This is a genomic window from Pedobacter hartonius (genome assembly GCF_900107535.1).
In the GTDB taxonomy this organism is placed as follows: domain Bacteria; phylum Bacteroidota; class Bacteroidia; order Sphingobacteriales; family Sphingobacteriaceae; genus Pedobacter; species Pedobacter hartonius.
The window spans coordinates 216,441-235,007 of record NZ_FNRA01000003.1 but is presented as its reverse complement, the minus strand read 5'-3'; the positions used below and the strand labels follow the sequence as shown (position 1 = coordinate 235,007).

Annotated in this window: 20 protein-coding genes; 16 read left to right on the top strand and 4 right to left on the bottom strand. The window is 43.6% G+C overall.

Features of this window, described 5'->3' with window-relative positions:
• Positions 1 to 3: 3 nt before the first annotated feature.
• Positions 4 to 339, bottom strand: a complete 336-nt coding sequence (locus tag BLW16_RS07035) for a hypothetical protein (protein ID WP_139298272.1) — start codon at positions 337 to 339, stop codon at positions 4 to 6.
• 101 nt (positions 340 to 440) lie between these two features.
• Between BLW16_RS07035 and BLW16_RS07030 the strand changes: the two genes are divergently transcribed.
• Entirely contained in the window at positions 441 to 1,001 is a 561-nt protein-coding gene (locus BLW16_RS07030; protein WP_090555855.1) for a pyridoxamine 5'-phosphate oxidase family protein, read from the top strand.
• Positions 1,002 to 1,101: 100 nt separating this feature from the next.
• Here the strand turns inward: BLW16_RS07030 and BLW16_RS23190 are convergent, their stop codons facing one another.
• Complete coding sequence (locus BLW16_RS23190) at positions 1,102 to 1,266, bottom strand: hypothetical protein (RefSeq protein ID WP_175470499.1); 165 nt, start codon at positions 1,264 to 1,266, stop codon at positions 1,102 to 1,104.
• Positions 1,267 to 1,415: 149 nt separating this feature from the next.
• On the opposite strand from BLW16_RS23190, the gene BLW16_RS07025 reads away from it, so the two are divergent.
• The 4 genes from BLW16_RS07025 to BLW16_RS07010 all read left to right on the top strand — a co-directional run bounded on the left by BLW16_RS07025 (position 1,416) and on the right by BLW16_RS07010 (position 4,830).
• Positions 1,416 to 1,691 carry a hypothetical protein gene (locus BLW16_RS07025; RefSeq protein WP_090555854.1) on the top strand — a complete coding sequence of 92 codons (276 nt, stop codon included), beginning with the start codon at positions 1,416 to 1,418 and terminating at the stop codon, positions 1,689 to 1,691.
• Between the two features lie 102 nt (positions 1,692 to 1,793).
• Positions 1,794 to 4,031: a heavy metal translocating P-type ATPase gene (locus BLW16_RS07020; RefSeq protein ID WP_217631529.1), complete on the top strand. Its 2,238-nt coding sequence runs from the start codon at positions 1,794 to 1,796 to the stop codon at positions 4,029 to 4,031.
• Positions 4,032 to 4,039: 8 nt separating this feature from the next.
• Entirely contained in the window at positions 4,040 to 4,252 is a 213-nt protein-coding gene (locus BLW16_RS07015; protein WP_090555853.1) for a heavy-metal-associated domain-containing protein, read from the top strand.
• A 2-nt stretch (positions 4,253 to 4,254) separates the two neighbouring features.
• Positions 4,255 to 4,830, top strand: a complete 576-nt coding sequence (locus BLW16_RS07010; RefSeq protein ID WP_090555852.1) for an AraC family transcriptional regulator — start codon at positions 4,255 to 4,257, stop codon at positions 4,828 to 4,830.
• Here BLW16_RS07010 and BLW16_RS07005 read toward each other — a convergent pair.
• Positions 4,820 to 6,100: an acetyl-CoA hydrolase/transferase family protein gene (locus BLW16_RS07005; protein ID WP_090555851.1), complete on the bottom strand. Its 1,281-nt coding sequence runs from the start codon at positions 6,098 to 6,100 to the stop codon at positions 4,820 to 4,822. The two genes, BLW16_RS07010 and BLW16_RS07005, sit on opposite strands and share 11 nt — an antisense overlap.
• Positions 6,101 to 6,241: 141 nt before the next feature.
• On the opposite strand from BLW16_RS07005, the gene BLW16_RS07000 reads away from it, so the two are divergent.
• The 11 genes from BLW16_RS07000 to BLW16_RS06950 all read left to right on the top strand — a co-directional run bounded on the left by BLW16_RS07000 (position 6,242) and on the right by BLW16_RS06950 (position 16,887).
• Positions 6,242 to 7,411: an aminotransferase class V-fold PLP-dependent enzyme gene (locus tag BLW16_RS07000; protein WP_090555850.1), complete on the top strand. Its 1,170-nt coding sequence runs from the start codon at positions 6,242 to 6,244 to the stop codon at positions 7,409 to 7,411.
• 34 nt (positions 7,412 to 7,445) lie between these two features.
• A complete protein-coding gene (locus tag BLW16_RS06995; protein WP_217631528.1) occupies positions 7,446 to 7,727 on the top strand; it encodes a DUF427 domain-containing protein in 282 nt (93 codons plus the stop codon).
• 39 nt (positions 7,728 to 7,766) lie between these two features.
• Complete coding sequence (locus BLW16_RS06990) at positions 7,767 to 9,149, top strand: mercuric reductase (RefSeq protein ID WP_090555849.1); 1,383 nt, start codon at positions 7,767 to 7,769, stop codon at positions 9,147 to 9,149.
• Entirely contained in the window at positions 9,150 to 10,094 is a 945-nt protein-coding gene (locus tag BLW16_RS06985) for an ABC transporter ATP-binding protein (RefSeq protein ID WP_090555848.1), read from the top strand.
• A 2-nt stretch (positions 10,095 to 10,096) separates the two neighbouring features.
• Positions 10,097 to 11,659, top strand: coding sequence for an ABC transporter permease/substrate-binding protein (locus tag BLW16_RS06980; RefSeq protein ID WP_090555847.1), 1,563 nt, complete (start codon positions 10,097 to 10,099; stop codon positions 11,657 to 11,659).
• 7 nt (positions 11,660 to 11,666) lie between these two features.
• Positions 11,667 to 12,815, top strand: coding sequence for an ergothioneine biosynthesis protein EgtB (gene egtB, locus BLW16_RS06975; protein WP_090555846.1), 1,149 nt, complete (start codon positions 11,667 to 11,669; stop codon positions 12,813 to 12,815).
• Position 12,816: 1 nt separating this feature from the next.
• Positions 12,817 to 13,755, top strand: a complete 939-nt coding sequence (locus tag BLW16_RS06970) for an L-histidine N(alpha)-methyltransferase (protein WP_090555845.1) — start codon at positions 12,817 to 12,819, stop codon at positions 13,753 to 13,755.
• Positions 13,740 to 14,912 carry a lycopene cyclase family protein gene (locus BLW16_RS06965; RefSeq protein WP_090555844.1) on the top strand — a complete coding sequence of 391 codons (1,173 nt, stop codon included), beginning with the start codon at positions 13,740 to 13,742 and terminating at the stop codon, positions 14,910 to 14,912. The genes BLW16_RS06970 and BLW16_RS06965 overlap by 16 nt, the downstream gene beginning before the upstream one ends.
• Before the next feature lie 239 nt (positions 14,913 to 15,151).
• Complete coding sequence (locus BLW16_RS06960; RefSeq protein WP_449415902.1) at positions 15,152 to 15,406, top strand: ArsR/SmtB family transcription factor; 255 nt, start codon at positions 15,152 to 15,154, stop codon at positions 15,404 to 15,406.
• 11 nt (positions 15,407 to 15,417) lie between these two features.
• A complete protein-coding gene (locus tag BLW16_RS06955; protein ID WP_090555842.1) occupies positions 15,418 to 16,518 on the top strand; it encodes an NADH:flavin oxidoreductase in 1,101 nt (366 codons plus the stop codon).
• 12 nt (positions 16,519 to 16,530) lie between these two features.
• The gene (locus BLW16_RS06950) at positions 16,531 to 16,887 is read left to right on the top strand and encodes a hypothetical protein (RefSeq protein ID WP_090555841.1); all 357 of its coding nucleotides are present in this window, start codon (positions 16,531 to 16,533) and stop codon (positions 16,885 to 16,887) included.
• A 101-nt stretch (positions 16,888 to 16,988) separates the two neighbouring features.
• Here the strand turns inward: BLW16_RS06950 and BLW16_RS06945 are convergent, their stop codons facing one another.
• Positions 16,989 to 18,317, bottom strand: coding sequence for an OmpA family protein (locus BLW16_RS06945; protein WP_090555840.1), 1,329 nt, complete (start codon positions 18,315 to 18,317; stop codon positions 16,989 to 16,991).
• Between the last annotated feature and the right edge of the window lie 250 nt (positions 18,318 to 18,567).

Genomic DNA, 18,567 nt, shown 5'->3' with positions numbered 1-18,567 from the left:
TTATTAACGGGTATTTATTTCTTCCCCAATGCGGCGCACAGTTCGCTCGTCCAGTATAATATCCAGCCGGTCTGCGCTTAGGTCATGTTGGTAAAATGGAAGGTCACCTGCTTCTAATTCATCATCAGGCACTTTTTCCCAGCTTTCATTGTCAGCTTCCAGGCGGATGGCTCCAAGGATACCACCATAATAGATAATCTTATACTGTCCTTCTTCAGCCGGCAGAATGGTGAGTGTTAATTCATTCTCTCCAAATCCTATTTTAATGTTAAATACGTCCATAGATGCATTAACCAAAATTATGGTCGATTGTTTGATTGCAAGTGTACTTGTGTTCAAAGGGGAACTTTAGTCCCTGATTTTGTATATGTTTATAAGGCTGCTAAAAACAAAACACGGGCAAAAGTGTTGAAATAACTCATCTACCAAAGAGAACAATTATGGAAAATTATCAAAACTCAAGAGATAGTTCGAACAACACACAGCCTACCGACGAGCATATCAAAACTTTAGAAGGTGCTGCGGCACTTGAAAAATTAAAACATATCGCTACAAAAGCAGAGACCTGTTTCTTCTGTACAAATATTAAAACGGGATTGCCATTGTCTGTGCGGCCTATGGCTGTACTGGACGTTGATGAGGAGGGAAATTTATGGTTTATGAGTATGAAAGACAGTACCAAGAATGCCGAGATTGCGTCTGACCCTTTTACCCACCTCTTTTTCCAGGAATCTACCAATTCCGGTTTTCTGAATATCTATGGTATTTCTGAGATCGTTACTGAGCAGGAGAAAATTGACGAATTATGGAAGCCCTTGCTTAAAGTGTGGTTCCAGGATGGCAAGGATGATTTGAATATCAGTTTGTTGAAAGTGGTACCTACCAATGTATACTACTGGGACAATAAACATGGTGATATGGTGGCCTTCGCTAAAATGGCGGCTTCCGTGGTGACAGGTAAAACGATGGATGATTCTGTAGAAGGTAATCTCGATTTTTAAGTCGTGATCATTTCATAAAAGCCGGTATTTCAACTCAGAAATGCCGGCTTTTATATATTGCAGTTATTAGCCCTGACTGCAGGATATTGTCATTCCGTCACTAGTGAGCGATGGTGGGCTGAGGTTCTTCAATATGCAATACATAATGTTTTATCAGCTGATAAGTCACTTTAAAGAACTTTAAGGTGAACAACAAAAGGAACATTGGGATCACGATAAATATGGCTACTGCCATATGTAATGCAAAGATGATAAGGTTACTCATAATGTATCTATATTTGGTTAGAGAAAAGGTAAGTATTTTGTGTGAAAAAATGAAAAAAAATGTTAAGTAATTTGTAAAATTAATTGCAAAGAAGATCAATGCGCTTTTCTATATAATTTTTTATTATTTTTAGCGTTAAGATCACAATTATGGACAGAGAAATTACCCTTAAGGATTTTAGTAGGGAAATCAATGGTGAAAGTATTGAATGCGACTTTGGCAGGAGGAAGCTGAAAATATATGATCTCAATAAAAATCTGATATCAATAGTTGTATTTTCGGCCAGTGTGCCTGAACTTTTTAATGTGCATGATCTGCTTGACCGCCCAACCAATATCGGTGAACTGGAATATTTTGTTTATCAGAACGGATATGACCACAAGTACTGGTTATACTGCGTTAAAATTACTTCAATGTATGAATAGCGCCTTTAACCCGGGCTTGGTTCGAATTTTGAAATTTTATAACAAAATCATGTAAATCTTTAGCCTGCCGGGGGTGTATCTTTGTGATATAAATAGATACAGATGTCAGCTCCAGATCTTCAGACAGTTTCTCTTCCGGTATTAGGTATGACTTGTGCAGGTTGTGCATCAAGTGTGCAATCCATTTTAAATGCACAGCCGGGAATAGAAACTGCAGAAGTCAATTATGCAACGCAGCAGGTTAGGATTGCGTATCGCCCTCAGTTTATAAAGCCTGCACAATTTAAAGAGACATTGCAAAGTGTGGGGTATGATGTTATCCTGGATAAGGTAAATGCCACAGCAAAACAGGCTGCTGCACAGGAAGAAAGTTACAGCACTTTAAAAACAAGAACTATTCTGGCCGCGGTGCTTACATTACCCGTAGTGATTATCGGCATGTTTCTGATGGACATACCTTACGCAAACTATTATATGCTGGTTCTGACCACACCTGTGCTGTTCGTGTTTGGAAAGAACTTTTTTATCAATGCCTTTAAACAAGCCAGACATCACCGGGCAAATATGGACAGCCTTGTGGCGCTCAGTACGGGTATATCTTATCTTTTTAGCGTATTTAATACTTTTTATCCGGAATACTGGCATAGTAAAGGGATACACCCACATGTATATTATGAGGCAGCAGCCGTAGTGATCGTTTTTATCATGCTGGGTAAACTGCTGGAAGAGAATGCAAAATCAAATACTTCTTCGGCTATTAAAAAATTGATAGGCCTTCAGCCAAATACGGTGATCGTGATAGGTCTTGACGGGGAAAAGGAAATAGAGATTTCGGCAGTAAAAACGGGCGATCTTCTATTGGTGAGGCCGGGTGACAAGATCCCTGTAGATGGAAAGGTATATGCCGGAAGTTCGTACGTAGATGAGAGTTTAATCTCTGGTGAACCCGTTGCAGTACTGAAAGAAAACGGTAACAGTGTTTTTGCAGGTACGATCAATCAGAAAGGCAGTTTCAGGTTTTATGCCGAAAAAGTTGGTTCAGATACCGTGCTGGCGCAGATCATCCGGCTGGTACAGGAAGCCCAGGGCTCCCGGGCTCCGGTTCAGAAGTCGGTAGATAAAATTGCAGGGATATTTGTGCCTGTAGTTCTTTTTATCGCCTTGCTTACCTTTGGTGCATGGCTGACGTTTGGAGGGGAATATAAATTGAGCCAGGGACTGATGGCGATGGTTACCGTACTGGTGATCGCCTGCCCCTGTGCGCTGGGACTTGCCACGCCTACGGCAATTATGGTGGGGATAGGCAAAGGTGCTGAAACCGGTATCCTCATAAAAGGTGCCGAAGCACTGGAAACAGGATATAAGGTAAATGCGGTAGTACTGGATAAAACGGGTACGCTCACCCAGGGCCGTCCTGCGGTAACGGCGATAAAATGGGCTGCGGGGCAGGAGGTAAACTCAAGATTCCTTCTGGGGATATTTCTTGCCATGGAACAGCAGTCTGAACATCCTCTTGCCGCAGCGGTAGTAAGTTTCCTGAAGGGACAAGCTATTGAAGCGCAGGAAGTGAGCGCTTTTAAGAGTATCACGGGTATAGGAGTAGAGGCGCAGCACAGGGGCGAATTCTATTTTGCAGGCAGTGATAAAGTGCTTTTCAGTCGGCAGATAGTAGTTCCTGCAGAACTGAGTGCAGAAATCAATGATTTTCAGCAGCATGCCAGAACCCTGATCTACTTTACCGGAAGCAGCAAAATACTGGCCGTAATGGCTATTGCAGATGAGTTGAAAGAAGGATCAAAAGAGGCAGTAAACACTTTGCAGGCACAGGGAATAGCTGTTTATATGCTTACCGGCGACAATAACTTTACGGCAGCAGCTGTTGCCAGGGATACAGGTATTGAGCATTACCGGGCAGAGGTACTGCCATCAGAAAAAGCAGATTTTATAAAAGACCTGCAGCGGCAGGGACGGGTTGTGGCTATGATCGGGGATGGAATTAACGACAGCGAGGCACTGGCACAGGCAGACCTTTCCATTGCGATGGGCAGAGGATCAGATATCGCCATGGATGTAGCAAAACTAACCCTCATATCGTCTGACCTCAGGTTGGTTCCGAGGGCATTAAAATTGTCGCATGCTACCGTAAGGACAATCAGGCAGAACCTGTTTTGGGCATTCATATACAATCTGATTGGCATACCTTTAGCAGCAGGGATATTATACCCGGTAAACGGATTTTTGCTGAACCCGATGATTGCCGGTGCGGCGATGGCACTGAGTTCAGTTTCGGTAGTAAGCAATAGCCTGAGGCTGAAATTAATCAGGCTCAGATCAAATTAAATACAGACATGAAGACATTAAAATTTAAAACGAATATCAAATGTGATGGTTGCATCACAACAGTAACACCACATTTAGATGCGCTGCCGGGATTGGAACAATGGACCGTGGATACAAACGTGCCGGATAAGATCCTGACCGTAACGGGAAGTACAGAGGCATTGACGCAAGAGGTAATAGATACTTTAAAAAAAGCCGGTTACCAGGCTGAACTGATCTGATCATGGTATTACATGTAAAAAATATGGTGTGCGACCGCTGCATTCTGATTGTAAGGCAGCAGCTGACGAATCTTGGCTTTGATGTTGGCAATATTGTGTTGGGAAAAGTTACCGTTTCACCAGATCCTGAGCCTCTAAAGCTGCAGGAGATCTCAGCGGCACTTCAGGTACTGGGCTTTGAGCTGATTGATAAAGAGAAAGACCAGCTGATAGAGCAGATCAAAACGCAGGTGATTGAACTTGTGCATTATTCTGATCTGAGTGATGTGCAGCAAAGCCTCATGAACCTGATCGCCGCGAAGCTGAATAAGGATTACGTTTATCTCAGCAGGCTGTTTTCTGACGCGGAAGGAATTACCATTGAGAAATATATCATTCAGCAGAAGGTGGAGAAGGTAAAGGAACTGCTTGAATACGGGGAGCTGAACCTGAATGAGATCGCCTATAAAATGGGCTACAGCAGCAGCGCACATCTGTCTACACAGTTTAAAGCTGTCACCGGTATGCCGCCCAGTAAATATAAGGCGCAGGATGCCGGTGACAGGACACCCTTGGATCAGCTGAATGCTAAACTTTGAAACGCTCGAAACATGCCCTGTCCAGTTCTTCCCGATGATCGGGGTGTGCCAGGCTGATCAGTGCATTTGCACGCTGCTTAAAGCTTTTTCCAAAAAGGTTTACCTTCCCGTATTCTGTAACCACCCAGTGTATGTGACCCCTAGTGGTAACCACCCCGGCACCTTCTTTTAAAAAAGGTACAATGCGGGATATCCCCTTTGAGGTTACTGATGGCAGGGCGATGATGGGTTTTCCGCCGGGCGACAAGGAGGCACCATGAATAAAATCCATTTGCCCGCCAATGCCCGAATATTGATAAGTACCTATAGAATCCGCACACACCTGCCCTGTGAGGTCAAGCTCTATGGCTGAATTGATGGCTGTAACCTTTTGGTTCTGCCTGATCACACTGGTATCATTTGCATAAGCAATATCCATTACCCTGATTGCCGGATTGTCGTTTACGAAATCATAAAGACGGCGTGTGCCTATCATAAACGAGGTAACAGATTTTCCGAGGTTAATCTTTTTCATACTGTTGTTGATCACCCCGCTTTCAATCAGGGGAATGACCCCGTCTGAAAGCATTTCTGTATGAAGGCCGAGATTTTTGTGGTTCCCGAGGTTCTTAAGTACCTGGTCCGGTATTCCGCCAATACCCAATTGCAAAGTTGCGCCATCCTCTACGAGGGATGCAATATGTTCTCCTATGGTGATCATTGCACTGCTGATCTTTGCAGAATAATCAACTTCAGGTAAGACCGATGAATGCCATACCAGTGAATCCAGCTTGCTGATATGGATAAACCCGTCACCATGTGTACGTGGCATATATGGATTTACCTGTGCAATCACATGTTTTGCAGTATCTACCGCTGCCCTGGCAATGTCTACAGACGTACCCAGGGAGCAGAATCCATGTGCATCAGGCGGTGATACCTGAACCATGGCAACATCCAGCGGGAGGAACCCCTCTCTGAATAATTTAGGAATCTGGCTGAGAAAAACTGGCACATAATCTCCATTGACGCTATTGACCACACCCCGGGTATTGGCAGAAACAAATAACGAGTTGAAAAAGAAGCTATTACTCCATGAGGGATGGTTAAATTCCACATCTCCAAGGGTAGTGATACTAACCAGTTCTACATTTTTTAACTCTGCATGCCTTTGCTGCATGGCTTTAATCAAATATGCGGGGGTGGCGGCACTTCCATGAAGGAATACACGGTGGCCCGACTGTATATGTTTTACTGCTTCTTCTGCGGTGATATATTTCGGATTACTCATATAGTCAATTTAAATTGCTCCCACAAAAGACCGTATTATACGGATACCTGTGGATGATAATGATCAATATCATTAATGATTAAGATCATATTATAAAGATAATTTTCTTTATCTTAATGGCTTTGAACAATACATTAAAACATGGATGTCAACATCATCAGGCAGCAAACAAAAGGATGCTCAGATAAAATATTTCTCAATAGTGCAGGCTCATCGCTGGTTCCTGAGGTGGTGACGGAAAAGATGGTCAGCTACCTGCAGCAGGAGGCGCTGACGGGAGGGTATGCCCTGGCAAGCCAGTTTGCCGGCGAACTTCAGGAACTGTATGTACAGGCCGCTGTACTGCTCAACTGTTCTCCTGAAAATATTGCTTATACTACCAGTGCTACTGACGCTTATGCAAAGGCGCTTACGGCGGTGAATTTTAAGCAGGGTAATGTGATCCTCACCACTGACGATGATTACATATCCAACCAGCTTTCTTTTTTATCCTTAAAAGACAGGCTGGGAATAGAGATCCTGAGAGCGGATAACTTACCCAACGGGGATCTTGACCTGGAATCTTTTGAAAAGCTGCTGATCAGTCATGAGCCGAAATTAGTAGCACTCACACACATTCCCACCAATTCAGGTCTGGTACAGCCGGCAGAAGAAGTTGGGGCAATCTGCCGTAAATACGATATTTTATATCTGCTTGATGCCTGCCAGTCTGTGGGCCAGATGGTGGTTGATGTGAAAAAGATTGGCTGTGATTTCCTGACAGCTACAGGCAGAAAATTTATTCGCGGGCCAAGGGGGACAGGATTGTTATATGTGTCAGACAAGGTGCTGGCGAAGGGTATGGTTCCGCTGATCTTTGACAACATGGGAGCGGACTGGACCGGGGCTAACGAATATAAACTGGCCAAAACCGCGAAAAGATTTGAATTCTGGGAGTCTTCAATTGCAGGCAGGCTTGGACTGACTACTGCCCTGAAATATATCAATGATCTCGGGATTGCGAATATCGAACAGTATAACATCAGGCTGATGCAGCAATTCAGGGAAGCCTTCGGGAAGATTGATGGATTGCAGCTGCATGACCTGGGCAGCAGGCAGAGTAATATACTTACCTTCACAACCAGCAACCGGCCGATCGAAGATACGGCACAGCTGCTGAGAGATCACGAGATATACTTTTCTCTAAGCTTCAGGAATTTTGCTGTGATTGATTTCAGCAAAAAAAAACTGGACAGCGTGATCCGCCTTTCACCGCACTATTTCAATACGGCAGAAGAACTTGAAAAAATTGCCGACATTTTGCATTATTAATTGTTACTATCTAAACAACAAAACTCGTCTTATTATGAAAGCAATTTATAATGGAAAGGTTCTGGCAGAAAGCCAGGATACTATTGTGGTAGAAAACAACCACTATTTCCCCGAAGACTCCATAGACAAAGCATACTTTAAAGATTCAGCCAAGCATACTACATGCCCCTGGAAAGGTGAAGCATCCTATTTCAATATAGAAGTGGACGGCAAGAGCAATCCTGATGCCGCATGGTATTATCCTGAGCCTAAGTATGCAGCCAAAGAGATCAAAAACTATATTGCATTTTGGAGAGGCGTTGAAGTTGTGGATTAACGCGGAGCAAAAACAATTTATACAGAAATAACAGAACTCATGAAGGAATTTGATGCAATTATAATAGGCTCAGGTCAGGCCGGCGTACCGCTGGCAAAAAAATTAGCTTTAGCAGGTTGGAAAACAGCTATCATAGAAAAGAGGATAGTGGGTGGAACGTGTATTAATGATGGCTGCACGCCTACAAAAGCGATGGTAGCTTCAGCGCGGCTGGCCTGGCTGGCGGGTAACAACAAAGAATTGGGAATAGAAATTCCTTCCTTTAATGTGAATTTTGAAGCTGTGATGGCACGCAAGGCAGAAATAGTGAGACAATTTCGTGAAGGCTCGGTAAAAGGAATTGAAAAGACTGAAAACCTGACGCTGATCTATGGGGATGCAAAATTCACTGGTGATTATACCTTATCTGTCAAAGGAAATGATGGCAGTGTTGAAAACTACACTGCCAAACATATCTTTATCAACACCGGAGAAAGTCCCGTCATCCCTGATATTGAAGGGGTACAGGAAATCAAATACCTTACTTCTACCACAATTCTTGAACTTGAGGAAGTCCCGGAGCATTTACTGATTGTTGGAGGAGGTTATATAGGTTTGGAATTCGGACAGATGTTCAGCCGTTTCGGTGCAAAGGTAACCCTGCTGGAACATGGCAACCGGCTTCTGCCAAAAGAAGATACAGATGTATGTGAAGTGGTGACCCAGATCTTCAAAGAAGATGGTATTGAAGTATTCACTGCAGCCAAAGTCACGAGGTTTGAGAACCTGCCCGATCAGAAAATAAAGGTTACTGCAGAACTGGGCGGCAAGACAATTACGCATAGCTGTAGTCATGTTTTACTGGCATCCGGAAGAAAACCACAAACCGAAACTCTCGGACTGGCCGATACAGGCATCAAATGTGACGACCGCGGGCATATTCAGGTGAATGAATTCCTGGAAACTGCGGTGAAGAACGTTTTTGCGCTTGGTGACGTGAAGGGTGGGCCTGCCTTTACCCATATCTCTTACAATGACTATATCATTGTTGCCAACAATCTTTTGGAGAACGGGAAAATGAGCACAAAAGGGCGTATGGTTCCTTATTGTATGTTTATAGACCCACAGTTGGGCAGAATAGGTATTACCGAAACGCAGGCTATTGAACAGGGTTTAGATTATATTGCAGCGAAAATTCCGATGAAAAATGTGGCGAGGGCAATAGAGAACGGCGAAACGCGGGGTTTCATGAAGGCTGTAGTTGATAAAAACACCAGGCAGATTCTGGGGGCTACGATCATAGGGGAACAGGGAGGCGAAACGATGACAATACTCCAGATGGCCATGATGGGAAAGATCACCTATGACGAGATCAGGACTACCATCTTTGCCCATCCGCTCTATGCCGAATCATTGAACAATCTATTTATGTCCATTGAATAAATGATCAAAGCAGAAAACCTGGTTAAAAAATTCGGCTCTTCTACGGCAGTAAACAGCATCACTTTCGAGGTGAAAGAGGGAGAGAACCTCGTCTTGCTGGGAACAAGCGGCTGCGGAAAAACTACTACCCTGAGAATGATCAACCGGTTGATAGAGCCGGATTCGGGAACCATATTCCTAAACGGTACAGATATCAGGTCGCAGCAGCCCGAAGTATTACGTCGTGGAATAGGTTACGTATTGCAGAATCACGGCCTGTTCCCACATTATACGGTTGCGGAAAACATCGCCATCGTACCGCGCCTGCTCAAATGGGATAATGAAGCGATCAGGAAACGTGCTGATGAGCTTTTTCAAAAGTTAAACCTCGATCCTTCGTTAAAGGATAAATTTCCGGCAGCACTGAGCGGCGGGCAGCAGCAGCGTGTTGGTCTTGCCCGCTCACTGATGGTCAATCCGCCGGTACTATTGATGGATGAGCCATTTGGCGCTTTAGATAATTTAACCAGGATCAGCATCCGTAGAGAATTCAGACTGCTGGATGAGCTGGTGAAAAAAACGATCATCATGGTTACCCACGATGTACAGGAAGCTTTTGAAATGGGCGACCGCATTTGCCTGATGGACAAGGGAGAGATCAGACAGATTGGTACTCCAGAGGAGTTGCTCTTCCATCCGGCAAATGAGTTTATTGCAGATTTCTTAAATGAGCAGCGCCTGCAGCTGGAACTGAAATCGGTTTTCCTTACAGAGATATTGCCTGAATATAGTGCTGATAGAAATGATAATGATCATTCCGATAGGGGAACCGTCTCCGTATGGGACCAGATGGAAATCTTACTACAAAGGAAGAATAACACCCCGCGGCTGCAGGACAGCATAGCTGATGAAGGTTTAACAATTGAGCGTTTGATGAGTGCATTTTCTACCTATAAAAAGAGATAATCATGGATCAGACGCAGAGTTTCTGGCAATTCATTGATCAGCAATCGTATAAATTATGGAGCCAGACTTGGGCACACATCGGCCTTACCATGATCTCGCTGATCCTGGCCATCATTATTGCCGTTCCCATAGGGATTCTCATCGCGAGAAAGCAAAAACTATCGGGCGTTGTTCTGGGCTTTGCAGGTGTATTGCAAACTATTCCCAGCATCGCTTTACTGGGGATAATGATCCCCTTTTTAGGAATCGGGCCCAAACCGGCTATCCTTGCGCTTTTCCTTTATGCATTGCTACCCATTATCAGAAACACCTATACCGGGATCATGGAAGTGAACCCTGCCGTGACCGATGCGGCAAAGGGGATGGGGATGAGCAAATGGCAGATCCTGACCAAGGTAGAATTGCCGCTGGCCTTTCCGGTACTTATGGCTGGTATACGCACGGCTACAGTAATCAACGTTGGTGTGGCCACTCTTGCTGCATATATTGCTGCGGGTGGGTTAGGCGAATTTATTTTTGGCGGAATAGCGCTGAACAATTCAAATATGATCCTTGCAGGGGCCATTCCGGCAGCCTTGCTGGCTATTGCGCTCGACTTTCTGTTGTCGCTCGTGCAGAAGATCAATCTTAAAAGTATCCGCGTGACCTGGCTGATTCTGCCTTTTATCTTTATTTCAACCACATCCTTTTACTTGCTGCCCACACAGATCGGCGGAAGGATGCTGGGAGGTTTTACCCCGGAGTTTATGGGCAGGGAAGATGGTTATCTGGGCCTGAAAAAAGTATACCGGCTGGGCATTGAGACAGTAGTGATCAGTGATGCGGTGATGTATAAGGCAGCATTTGAACATCAGCTGGATGTGATCAGCGGGTACAGTACTGACGGGCGCTTAAAAGCATATGACCTGATTATACTAAAAGATGACAGGAATATATTTCCCCCATATTATGCCGCACCAGTGATAAGGAACGATGTGCTGAAAAAATTCCCGGAGCTGGAGGCAGTGCTCAATCAATTGTCAGGCACTATCAATGATTCGGTCATGACCTCCCTGAATTACAAGGTTGACCAGTTGAAACAAAGCCCGGAAAAGGTAGCGATGGACTTCATGACGAGCAATAAATTGTACAAACCAGCTAGGAATGGTACAAAAGGGACAATCCGGATAGGCTCTAAAATATTTGGTGAACAATATATCTTAGCTCAGATGTACAAGATCCTGATCCTGGGCAATACCGATCTGGCAGTAGCTACCAAAACAGGCCTGGGAGGCACCAAAATATGTTTTGATGCACTGACCAATAACCAGATCGACTTCTACCCCGAATATACAGGGACAGGTTTTCTGGTTTTGTTAAAACCTGACATAAAAACGATGAAGAGCTTAGCGGGCAACAGGGATGGTGTTTACCAATATGTAAGTCAGGCATTTAAACAGCAGTATAATCTCAAATGGTTAAAACCAATTGGCTTTAATAACAGCTATGCACTGATGATGAGAAGAGAACAGGCACAGAGTTTGCGTATAGAAACCATAACTGACTTAACAAAGCATCTAAATTAAAAATAATATGTCACTCTCGGAGAAATACGCAGCAGTTAGGGCGCATAGTGTCCTGATATGTTCGAAACTTCAAAAAGAAGACTACGTAGTACAGCCGGTAGTGGATGTGAGCCCGCCAAAGTGGCATCTTGGGCATACTACATGGTTTTTTGAAACATTCATCCTCATACCAAACGCATTTACCTATCAGCCCTTCAACCCGGATTATAACTATGTTTTTAACAGCTATTACGAGAACATCGGCGCCAGGGTAATCCGCACTGACAGGGGTAATTTAAGCAGGCCAACGGTTGATGATGTATTCCATTACAGGGCCTATGTGGATGAAGCTATGGCCAGCTACCTGCCAGCAATAACCAACCCTGAGATATTGAAACTGGTGGAACTTGGTTTAAACCATGAGCAGCAACACCAGGAACTGTTATGGTACGATATCAAATACATATTAGGCCATAATCCCCTGTTTCCGGAATACGGCGAAGAAAATATAGAATCCGGCCTGGTTAACGCTGCAGAGGGCTGGATAGATTTCAGCGAAGGTGTATATGAAATTGGTCATCAGGGAGAAGGATTTCAATTTGATAACGAGCTGGGCAGGCATAAAACCTATATCCAGAACTTCAGCATATCCACAAGCCTGGTAAGCAATGCAGAATATCTTGCTTTTATAAAAGACGGAGGTTACAAGGATTTCAATTTATGGCATGCAGAGGCCTGGGACTGGGTAAATAAGAATGCCATTACTGCCCCCTTGTACTGGTATAAGGTAGATGGTGTATGGCATCGGTACAGCCTCTCCGGCCTGGAATTGATTGATACTGAACAGCCGGTTTCTCATATCAGCTATTACGAAGCTTCGGCATTTGCACAGTGGAAAGGAATGCGCCTGCCTACGGAATTTGAGTGGGAAGTGGCCTCAGCACAGCTGGAATGGGGTAAGCTTTGGGAATGGACAGGAAGTGCTTATCTTCCCTATCCCGGTTTCTCCAAGGCTCCAGGCGCATTAGGAGAATACAATGGTAAATTTATGATCAATCAGGAAGTATTACGTGGTGCTTCGGTGGCCACGCCGGCAAATCACAGCAGGCATACTTACCGCAATTTCTTTCACCCCAATTTACGCTGGATGTATAGCGGAATCAGGCTCGCAAAATAATATGAATCAATTTTTAAAGGAGGTTTTACATGATCTCAATCAAACACCTAAAACCCTGAACTCTAAATATTTCTATGATGGAAAAGGCGATAAGCTTTTTCAGGAAATCATGGATTGCCCTGAATATTACCCCACCAATTGTGAGATGGAAATCTTCAGGGAACATACTGAAAGCCTTGCCACAACATTAAAAAACGGCTTTAACACCTTCGACCTTGTGGAAATGGGAGCTGGTGACGCTACTAAATCGAGTTTTCTGTTAAAGGAACTGGTAGATATGCAGGCTGATTTTACCTATATGCCGATAGATATTTCCTCAGCCATGATCGCCCACCTGGAAGAATCCCTGCCGGGAAAGATTGATGGACTGAAGGTTGAAGGGCTGAACGGTGAATATTTTGAGATGCTGGACAAGGCAAATCAGATTTCTTCAAGGAAAAAAGTGGTCATGCTGCTTGGAGGCAATATCGGGAATGAAACACCGCAGAATGCGCTTGACTTTTGCCGTAAGATCCGTTCCTGCCTGCAGGAAGGCGATCTGGTATTGGTTGGGTTTGACCTGAAAAAGAATCCGCGTACCATTCTTGCTGCCTATAACGATGCCGCCGGTTTTACGAGGGATTTTAACCTGAACCTTTTGCACAGGATCAACAATGAGCTTGGGGGAGATTTTGATACTGAACAATTTGAACATTATCCTACCTATGATCCTGCCACGGGTGCCTGCAAAAGTTACCTGGTGAGCAGGATGGACCAGGAAGTAAACATTTCGGGACAAAAGTTTATATTTAAGGAGAATGAATTCATCTTTATGGAGATCTCGCAAAAGTATAGTCTAGGGGAGACTGAAGCAATAGCCACTAACACTGGATTTAAGACGGTGATGCATTTTATGGACCATAAAAAATGGTTTGTTGATACCGTATGGCAGTGCATATAAAATGTGATATCCTGATCTGCGGGGGAGGACTGGCAGGCCTCAGCCTTTTATACCGGGCAATGAAATCAGGGGTATGGGCGGGAAAGCAGATTATTGTGATTGACCGTTCAGATAAATCGGAGAATGACAGGACCTGGTCTTTCTGGAAAAAAGAAGAGTCCTGTTTTGAAGAGCTGATCCGGCATCAATGGAAGAACCTGTATTTTTTTGCCAATGACGGCACCAGGATTTCTCTTGATAGCGGGGGATACACCTATAACAGTATTAAAAGCATAGATTTTTATACTGATGTGCTTTCCTATTTAAGAGAATTCTCTACTATATCTTTTGTCCGCACGGAGGTGCTAACAGTTGTCTCTTTCGGAAATGAATGTACGCTGACCACCCCTGAACATACCTACACATCGTCATATGTGTTTAATTCTGTTTACCATAAGCCTGCAATAAACGCTAATGAACAGTATTTCCTACAGCATTTCAAAGGAGTACGAATTAAAACCGGGGCTGTAATTCCGCCCTTGCAGGATGCCTGGCTGATGGACTTCAGAACCAGCCAGGAAAACGGCGCTACCTTTTTCTATACTCTGCCAATGGCCGCGGACGAGCTGTTTCTTGAATATACGCTCTTTTCCAAATCAATATTGCCTATGGAAGAATACGATAGGCAGATCGGCACCTATATCAATGAAGTTTTAGGTATAGCTCATTACGAGATCCTGGAAGATGAATATGGCGTTATACCCATGACAGATCATCTTTTTAAAAGATTTGACGGAAATATTATCCACATAGGAACTGCAGGCGGAGATACCAGGGCAAGTACGGGGTATACTTTTACAAATACACAAAAAACCATCGGTAAAATCATTCAAAGTTTTAAAACTGATGGACATCCTTTTTTTAGCTCAGAAACTATAGGCATGAAACAGCAGTTGTATGACGCCACACTGCTGCATGTGCTGGCTCAGGGCGAATATGCCGGGCACCAGCTGTTCAGCGACCTGTTTAAGAAAGCACCTGCACACCTTATCTTTGCCTTTCTTGATGCGGAGACTTCTATTCTGCAGGATCTGTCTATCATGAAAAGTCTAAAAGTGATGCCTTTCCTCCAATCCTTTGCCGTAGCTGTGGCTAACAGGTTGAAGAACGCGGTATAAAACCCAGACCTCCTATACAGGGTTTTCAGACAGTCGTTCTCTCCCTTCTTTAAACTTATTACCAGCCTTTTCATCAGAGTGATTTCGGGTTTCGGGCACATAGCCTTCATTTTTAGTGTCACTACAAATATCATTGCATTATCATGTTTAAACATACATTGGTTTATCGGGAAAACCCGATGTATCTTTGATTTATGGATCAGGTAGATATATTTAAGGCATTATCAAACAAAACGAGGTTGTTAATACTTAAATGGCTCAAAGACCCGGCATTGCACTTTCCAGAACAGGAAAGGGACTTCAGTGAGGCGGGTGTGTGTGTAGGACAGATCCAGAAAAAGGCCAGGTTAACCCAATCTACAGTTTCTGAATACCTGTCCCTTCTTCAAAGAACCGGGCTGATAGAATCTACAAGGATTGGCCAGTGGACATATTATAAAAGAAACGAAGCCGCTTTTCAACTGCTCAAAGAGCAGATCAATAAAGAACTATAACTATAATATATATGAATATAAATAGCTTGTTTCAGCCATTTAAACTGAAAACATTAAATATGAAGAACAGAATAGTCATGGCGCCTATGACACGTTCTTTTTCGCCTGATGGCGTACCGACTTTAGATGTAGCGGATTATTATCGTAAAAGGGCAGCAGGAGATGTGGGGCTTATTCTCTCTGAAGGAACAGTGATTGACCGTCCCTCTTCGTCAAATGATGCAAACATCCCTCATTTTTATGGTGAGCATGCTTTGGCAGGCTGGCAAAAGGTGATTGATGGTGTACATGGTGCCCATGGGCAAATGGGGCCGCAGATCTGGCATATGGGTATTATGGCAGACCACCATTCGGGATGGATTCCACCCGCTCCGTTTGAAGGACCTTCAGGATTTGTCAATCCGGGTGAGAAAAAGGGACAGGCAATGACAGAGAGGGATATCACAGAGGCAATCCTGGCATACGGACGTGCAGCGGCGGATGCAAAAAGACTTGGGTTTGACTGTGTAGAGATACACGGGGCACACGGGTACCTGATCGACCAGTTTTTCTGGAATGAGCTAAATCAGCGTACCGACCAGTATGGCGGCGCAACTCTTCCTGAACGCAGCCGTTTTGGTATTGAAGTGATCAAAGAAGTGCGCAGGCAGGTAGGGAATGATTTTGCTGTGATCATCAGGCTTTCACAATTCAAACCTCAGGATTATAATTATAAACTGGCAAAAACTCCGATAGAAATGGAAGCCTGGCTGAACCCATTGGTTAATGCTGGTGTAGATATCTTACACTGTTCACAAAGACGTTTCTGGGAACCTGAATTTGAGGGATCAGACCTGAATTTTGCAGGATGGGCTAAAAAGCTGACGGGTGCTGCAACAATTACAGTGGGATCAGTAGGATTAACCGGCGAGTTTATGGCGGCATTCAGGGGCGAAGCTTCTCAGCCGGCATCACTAGATGAATTGTTGAGAAGATTGGATAGGGGAGATTTTGACCTTGTAGGTGTAGGAAGACCGCTTTTGGCAGACCCTGAATGGGCGAAAAAAGTGATTGAAGGTAAAACGGAAGAGCTTAAAGGATTCAGTAAAGAAGCCCTGGCAACACTGGTATAATCCTATCACGTTATGGAATCATCATATCAAATAAAACTATCTCCGGAGCAGCGTGAATCATTGGCGCAAGATCTTGATTTTTCAGCCGGAGTGCTGACAGAGATTATTGACGAACATGCTGATCAGCTGGGCTATATGCTGCAGGCTTATTATCCGCGTGAGAAGGTAAGCAGGGTGATGGTCAGTCCCGGAAGCATGGTAATAAAGGATGACGGGCTGACGAGTATGAGGCTGGAATATGTGCTGGAAGAATTTAGCGCCTGCAGTGCCATTGACACTGAGCAAAAGGATAAAATGACCGTTATTGTATACCTGAATGCTGAAACCGGAGTGTTAAATTTGAAAGGTGAAACCTGGCCTGAACTTTAGGAATTAAATTGCCGGTGAAAGTTCGCCTGAATGTTAAATATAATTCCAATAAAAAAAGACCTGCAATTTGCAGGTCTTTTTTTATAAAGAGGTTTGATCTACTAGTATAAAGTAAACTCAACCCTTCTGTTTTTCTGACGGCCTTCGGCAGTCTTGTTAGTAGCGATAGGTTGGTTTGGACCATAACCTGTAGCTTCTATACGGGAAGGATTAGCACCCTGAGATACAAGATAAGATTTAACTGCCTCTGCTCTGTCTTTCGATAAACGTAAGTTTAAAGCCATAGAACCAGTGTTATCAGTATGTCCTGCTAATTTCAGGCTGAAGTTTTTCTCTACCAATAAAGCAGCAACCCTATTTAAAGTATTGTATGAAGTTGCTTTGATTGTAGATTTTCCTAAGTCAAACTCAAGATCCCTGATCGCTTCGCTTACCACTTTACGATCCGATTCAGTGATGATCACTTTTTCTCTGATTACTGGTTTAGGGGCAACTAAAGGACAACCTGCACCGTCAACCACTGTGTTTGCAGGAGTTCCCGGGCATTTATCAAATTTGTTTGCTACACCATCCATATCATCATCGCCCATATCTTTAGCATATTGCTCCTGATCTCTCAGTCTGTTTTGCTCAGATGTAGACAATGCTCTTCTTAACTCAGCACTTTCAGCTGCACTTTCTTCGCGAATGGCTGCAATAGGGCTGTAGTTCTGTAATTGAGAAGTTCCTTTTTTACCCAAGGCGATCTCAACACCTGCATGTGCGTAAGAGAACTTATCATTGCTTCCGCTGCGTACCCCATCAAAATTATCACTTTTCACGAAGCTAACTGTATAACCTAGATCGATGTTCACACCTTTAGATACACCCAATTTGAAACCTGCTCCAACTGGTACAAACCAGTTTTCGTTGTATCCTGTACTTGCGCCTGCCGGAGTGTTCTGAACGTTAGCACTTGAAGACATGTAACCAGCACCTGCAGTTACATAAGGAGACAAGAAATTACGTTTTTGATTTAAGCTCAGGTTAGCGATCGTAAAGTTTGCACTTACTGCTGCTGACCAGTCGATCTTAGTTTCAAAACTACTGTTGTCCTGAGCTGCACTTGGAGAAGGCAAAACATTAGATCTGAAACCTTTTACTTTACCAGCAAGGAAGTCAGCCTGGATACCAAATCCCGGTACAATTTGTTTCTTGATATAACCTCCATATCCCCAGCTCTCCTGTGGAGTGCGGAAATCACCATTTGAGCTCCCGTTGAAAGGAGTATAGTGCGATAAAATTCCTCCGTTAAGTCCTATTGACCAGGTGCGGAATTCTTTTTTGTCGAAACGTTTTGTTGAGTCAGAAGTCATGTCCTGAGCAAACAAAGAAGTTGATAATCCTACAAGGGATAATATCAACGCCGATTTTGTAATTTTTGAGTTCATTTTATTGTATAGTTAGATATTAAATGCATCCAGTTTGTACTGAATGATTAGGCTACACGTAATAATCCTGCCAAAGAGATTACCAATGTGAATTATAACTGAAATCTATTCATAATGAACTGTTTAGTTATGATTATTATTTTTATTTAAAATCTGACTTTCCTGCTTTAAACGTCAATCAACTGTATAGTATTTGCTACAAAACACAAATTTCAGCTCATTATTTAATGATTTGTTTACCTATTGTTTA